At 48.8% G+C, this 2,949-nt stretch carries 5 protein-coding genes and 1 pseudogene; all 6 read left to right on the top strand.

Annotated elements, in window-relative coordinates:
• Positions 1–44: 44 nt before the first annotated feature.
• Positions 45–239 carry a hypothetical protein gene (locus E0D98_RS22970; protein WP_000435078.1) on the top strand — a complete coding sequence of 65 codons (195 nt, stop codon included), beginning with the start codon at positions 45–47 and terminating at the stop codon, positions 237–239.
• A 2-nt stretch (positions 240–241) separates the two neighbouring features.
• Entirely contained in the window at positions 242–403 is a 162-nt protein-coding gene (locus E0D98_RS22965) for a hypothetical protein (RefSeq protein ID WP_001018604.1), read from the top strand.
• A gap of 127 nt (positions 404–530) precedes the next feature.
• Entirely contained in the window at positions 531–1,019 is a 489-nt protein-coding gene (locus tag E0D98_RS22960) for a terminase small subunit (RefSeq protein WP_050877302.1), read from the top strand.
• A gap of 11 nt (positions 1,020–1,030) precedes the next feature.
• Entirely contained in the window at positions 1,031–1,192 is a 162-nt protein-coding gene (locus tag E0D98_RS27450; RefSeq protein WP_165941051.1) for a hypothetical protein, read from the top strand.
• Positions 1,182–2,105, top strand: a complete 924-nt coding sequence (locus E0D98_RS22955) for a phage major capsid protein (protein ID WP_096855882.1) — start codon at positions 1,182–1,184, stop codon at positions 2,103–2,105. Before E0D98_RS27450 ends, E0D98_RS22955 begins: the two co-directional genes overlap by 11 nt.
• Positions 2,106–2,258: 153 nt before the next feature.
• Positions 2,259–2,949 (top strand): annotated as a pseudogene (locus E0D98_RS22950) (terminase large subunit); the annotation flags it as partial.

The raw sequence follows: 2,949 nt of genomic DNA, 5'->3' as shown, positions 1-2,949 counted from the left end.
CGAAAGTACTGATTATGAGATGATAAGCATCAGGAGGAAACAAAGTGGAACAGATAAAGCAAAGCGCTACCGTGATGATTGATCACGAGATCCTAAACGAGCTTAAAAAACTTCAATTCGATGTTATTCGCCGGATGAATGAAGCTGGTATATACGGCAGAGCCGCCACGCCAACAGTAGGCCATCTTGCTCGCGTGCTGTTACGCGAACGCCTGGGCATTGCAACAGGTGAGGAATAACAATGGCTATCACAGAACGCGAGGCAAGCATCATTAAAGCCATTGGCGAGGAAACAAGAGACACGATAGCGCCATTAATGGAAAAGATCGCAGAGCTTGAGACACGAATAAACAAGCTGAGCGATGAAGTTGAAGGCCTGATCTCGTTACTCGGTGAGCAATGACAGGGGGGGAGTGTTCCGGCCGGAAAGTCGATCGCCCTGGACACCGCCCCCCGTCTCATTCGTAGAAAATTTTGCTTTTCAAAAAAGTTACACGAAAAGTTACACCCCCTCAAAACGAGGTTTTTGCATGGCATTAACGACCAAAAAAAAGCGGTTTGCTGATGCGTTATCAAAGGGCGCAAATCCCACGGAAGCCGCGATACATGCGGGATACAGCGAAAAGACCGCAAGGGTTAAAGGCTGGCAGCTATCCAACGATCATGAGGTGAAAAAGTATCTTAAGGCTGTAACTTCTGATGTAACTTTTCAGGTTACAAAACCGAAAAAAGTTACAAAGAAAGTTACCGAAAAAGTTACACCGGAACGGGCATCAATCAGCACCATAGAACGGATGGAAAACGGCTTGCCCGACCCCATCAAAGCTATGGGCAGGATACTGGCTGAAAACATAGACACAGATCCGAAACTGGCATTAGATGCCGCGTTTAAGCTGGCCCAGTTCACCCACCGCAAGATCGGCAGTATTGGGAAAAAAGAGGTTAAAAAACTCAATGCCGCTAGTGTCTCCTCAAATCGGTTCCCCATCCCTAAGCCGCCAACAGGCTTAAAACACTGAGGTAGTTAACGATGGATGAATACATCACAGACCCTATTGAAGTGCTCACGGAAATCATGAACGACAAGCAGCAGCCAACCGAAATACGGTTACAGGCCGCCGCTGTTCTGATGCCATATTTTCACGAAACCCTGACCCCGTGTTACCAAGAGGAAGACGAAGATGATTTGTAAAAACATGAAAGGCGTATCGGCAGTTCGCGCCGCCAGCGTGCTGGCTGCATGCAAATTCAGCCATGCCGACGCTATAGAGATGACGAAAAGAAATGATCCGACTGTATCGGCATTCCTTGAAAAATCCGTTGTTGCCGGAATCACTACGGATAATATGCCGTCGCTGGTGGCGGAGCCGATAGTAAGAGAGCTTGGGCAGTATATTTTTTCGCAGTCTGTACCAGGTAAGCTAATCAGCAGCTGCCTAAATCTGCCATTTGGCGCAAAATTGCAGTCAATATCAGGCAAGGGAAGCAAATGGCTTAAAGAGGCCGAAGAAATACCCGTCAAAGAGGGAGACGTAAGCGAAAGAGCGTTAAAACTGTTTAAACTCGGCGCTATTGTGATGCTGAATAATGAGCTAATCAAATTTAGCACCCCTGGCACTAATTCAGCGATCAGAGACTTGATCACATCGGAATCGGTGAAAGAAATTAATAAAAAATTTCTTTCCAGTGACCATGAGGAAGAAGGCGTCTCACCTGAAGGCGTGCTTAACGGTGCAGATGAAGCAGAAAACTTTATAGAGCTTTTCAAAAAGCACATAGCGAACGGTAACACGCTTGCCACGTCGTCGCTAATCTTGCCCGTAGAAAACGCCTTACAGCTTACTGATGCTGAGTTCTGGCAGATAGAGCTTTTGAGAATACCGGTAATTGTGAGCGAACAGGCGGATCGCATGATGCTGATAGACGCTCAAAAGCTGATTATTAACGTTGAAGCCACGGTTATAACCCCAACTGATGAGGCGGTAATAAAAACCGAATCAGGGGCGGTTAGTCTTTTCCAGAATGACGCCACAGCGTTCAGGGCGATCACCTATTGCGGATGGCAAAAACTCGATAAGGCCGTCACCGTTCTGGCGCAATCTTAATGTAGTGCGCCGCATTACTGGTTATGTGAATGCGGCGCATAGGGTCTACGAAAAACAAAATTAGTTTACGTTATCTTATGTAACCATATTTAACGGAGAAGACTAAAACGCGGACTATTTAGTGTCAGTGCATGAGCCTAACAGCATAATAAACAACATATTAAGATAGCTTTACGCATACCCAAGAAAAACAGCAAGTCCACGCTGGCTGCCGGGATCATGATGACGGCGCTGTTACTGAACTGGCGGCAGGCGGCGGGCTACACCATTCTGGCCCCGACCGTGGAGGTGGCGGCTAACGCCTTTAATCCTGCGCGGGATATGGTACGACGGGACGATGATCTGGATGACCTCTGCCAGGTGCAGACACATATCCGGACCATCACCCACAGGGTGACGGACACCACCCTTAAGGTGGTGGCTGCCGATCCGAATACGGTATCCGGTATCAAGTCCGTGGGGACGCTGATTGATGAACTGTGGTTATTTGGCAAGCAGTACAAAGCGGAGGACATGTTACGTGAAGCCATAGGCGGCCTTGCCTCCCGCCCGGAAGGGTTTGTGGTGTATACGACCACCCAGTCGAATGAGCCGCCAGCCGGGGTGTTCAGACAGAAACTGCAGTACGCCCGGGATGTCCGTGACGGCAAAATTCATGATCCGCACTTTCTGCCGGTGATATTTGAGCATCCGCCGGAGATGGTGGAGCGCGGTGAGCACCTGCTGATGGAAAACCTCGCCATGGTCAATCCGAATCTCGGTTATTCGGTGGATGAGGCTTTTCTGTACCGGGAGTACCGTAAAGCCCGGGAGGCTGGTGAGGAAGCATTTCGTGGCTTCATGT

Origin of the sequence: Escherichia sp. KCJ4928, from assembly GCF_004352695.1 — a bacterium.
Taxonomy (GTDB): Bacteria; Pseudomonadota; Gammaproteobacteria; order Enterobacterales; family Enterobacteriaceae; genus ECMA0423.
Note: the sequence above shows the minus strand (reverse complement) of the source record. Positions and strands in the feature narration are given on the sequence as shown.

Excerpts from the sequence above, each read along its gene's own strand:
- E0D98_RS22960 (WP_050877302.1), top strand. The coding sequence starts at position 531 with ATGGCATTAACGACCAAAAAAAAGCGGTTTGCTGATGCGTTATCAAAG.
- E0D98_RS22965 (WP_001018604.1), top strand. The coding sequence starts at position 242 with ATGGCTATCACAGAACGCGAGGCAAGCATCATTAAAGCCATTGGCGAG.
- E0D98_RS27450 (WP_165941051.1), top strand. The coding sequence starts at position 1,031 with ATGGATGAATACATCACAGACCCTATTGAAGTGCTCACGGAAATCATG.
- E0D98_RS22955 (WP_096855882.1), top strand. The coding sequence starts at position 1,182 with ATGATTTGTAAAAACATGAAAGGCGTATCGGCAGTTCGCGCCGCCAGC.